This is a genomic window from Arthrobacter glacialis (genome assembly GCF_002909445.1).
GTDB lineage: Bacteria > Actinomycetota > Actinomycetes > Actinomycetales > Micrococcaceae > Specibacter > Specibacter glacialis.
In genome coordinates this window covers 1-2,340 of record NZ_PPXC01000035.1, presented here as the reverse complement: position 1 = coordinate 2,340, position 2,340 = coordinate 1, and the positions used below count along the sequence as shown (strand labels likewise).

The following is a 2,340-nucleotide window of genomic DNA, read 5'->3' as shown; positions in this document are numbered from 1 at the left end:
TGTCGTTTTTAAACAATTCGACACTAATTGATGGCCATCCGAATCCTTTTGGTCGCTGTCTGACTGTCAGTAAGTATGCTAGAGTCCCGTTTCCGTTTCATTACCAACACCACGTCTCCTTGCCCTATCAAAACATTAGCCTTCTCTCCTTTCGCAAGATTGCTCAATTCGTTGATGCTCAATGCTGGCCCATATCTCCTGTCTTCTTTGCCCAGAATCAGAAACCCCCTCAATACTGCAGATTCCACTCCTGCTGTTCCCTCATCTGGGTCTTCCATCAATGCACCTGCATCCTTCCCAAGCACCGTAAGCCTCTTGGTTGCCTTGTTGTAGTTGAACACAGGAGAATTGCCTCTCACAACTATTCTCATTCCTGAACCTCTCACATTCACAGTTAGAGAAGAGAACTGCATCCTACTCTGCTCCGGCGGGGCTGCTGCAAATGGTAATAGCTTTATTATTTGGACAGTGTCAAATGTCCCCAGTACGTCACGCATCTGTTGGAATAGAACCCTTACGAATCCACTATATTGGCCTCTGACAGCTTTAGGTATTAGCGATTGAAAGGGTTCAAATTCCATCTTATTGTATAGCATTGTAGGATCTTGGGACCATTGAATCTTTATAGTTTCCCAATTTCTAATGATCCATTGATATGTGTTAACTAGCACTGATTCTGGACCATTGATCTCCCACATCATGGACGACGAATATGTTATAGTCAGCTTTTCTGTTCCCTGTGTTTCACTAACCTCTTCGGGAGACAAGAGTACGTTTCCCCTCTGGTCTCGGACCCTCAAGAAACGATCAATACTCACTACCACTCTCTCAGTACTGGAATATTCATCTACTCCCATTTTACTAACTCTCACTCCTCTCAATGACATCTCTGTGCTGGGGGTCATGTCAGGCAATATTCCGATCATCCCCATTACATTGTCAATGGGTTCAATTCCCCAGTTTTGAAACAGGACCTTGGCATCCTTTTGGAAATGCCTTAGGAGTTGATGCATGGGATTTAGCCGCTGGTTTGCTCTGTTGACAAAGTTCAAATCACCTCTCACTGCCTTTATCATACAATCCTCTTGTGAGAATACCATTGCCACTATTATTGCCTCAGCAATTGATTGCTCGTCTTTCCCACTCACTATCAGTTGAATCAGTCTTCTGGTTGCTTTCCTTAGAATGGCTGTTGCTCTTCGCCCAACCATTGTGAATTCCTCATATCCTTCATGTACTCTTATTTTCAATGTTTGGAGGTTGCCTGTGAGCACTTCTTCTTCCTTTTTGACAGAAGACCCACTTGTCCTTTTGAAAGTGAAACCTCCAAAGCTGAAGGATGAACTGATCCTTAGGCCCATTGCTGCCTTACATATATCCACAGCCTGTTCTTCTGTTGGGTTTTGTCTAAGGATGTCAACCATTCTAACCCCGCCAATCTGTGTGCTATGGCACATCTCCAAAAGCGAAGCCAACGGGTCTGCTGACACTGTTGCTCTTCTAACAATATTTCTAGCAGCAATAATTAAACTCTGATCAACATCATCATTTCTCACTCCCCCTCCTGGTGTGTACATTTGCTCCCAGCAAGTCCCTTGGGTCAAATGCAATACTTCGATATACACGCTGCTTGTCCCTCCAGCTACTGGTAGAAATCTTGTCTTGCGAACCAGTTCCCTCTCCAACATGTAGGCCACCATTAAAGGGGCAATTTTGCAGTCCTGAAGCTCCTCCTTCTTCTCCTTGGTTATCGTCAACTGTGATTCTGATGTTAATATTCTTGCTCCAACTTCGTTTGGGAATACGACCTCCATAATGACATCTTGTGCTTCCTTAGCACTAAGATCTGCATGGCCTGGGTTTATGTCGACCCTGCGGCGTATTTTAACCTGATTTCGGAAGTGAACGGGGCCGAAGGTCCCATGTTTCAGTCTTTCGACCTTTTCAAAATAGGTTTTATAGACCTTTGGATAGTGGACTGTGCTTGTTGTTGGTCCATTTCTGTTCCACCATGTCACAGCCAGAGGTGACACCATCACTCTGTCTGATCCAGCATCATTTGTCTTGCTCCAAAGGGTTTGACCTTGCTCATTCCTTTCCGGGATCATCTCCATTATCCTTTTGTCTGCTGTAATTGGATATTTCATCGCCATCATCCACTTCATCCTAAGGGCAGGATTCTTCTCCTGTCTTCCCGATGTGTATTTCTTGATTATGGCCATATGGTCCACAGTTGTTTTTGTCAGTATCTCGCGGGTGCGAGACTGTGACATCAAATCTCTTAGTTCTTTTATTCTTTCCATATTGAATATATTTGACCTGCTTTTGCTGATCACGCGT

1 protein-coding gene is annotated in these 2,340 nt (G+C 44.3%); it reads right to left on the bottom strand.

The window, feature by feature from the left end; translation table 11 throughout:
• Positions 1 to 23: 23 nt before the first annotated feature.
• Positions 24 to 2,340 (bottom strand): polymerase basic protein 2 domain-containing protein (locus CVS27_RS21750; RefSeq protein ID WP_133163014.1); only part of this gene is annotated, 2,317 nt, incomplete at its 5' end.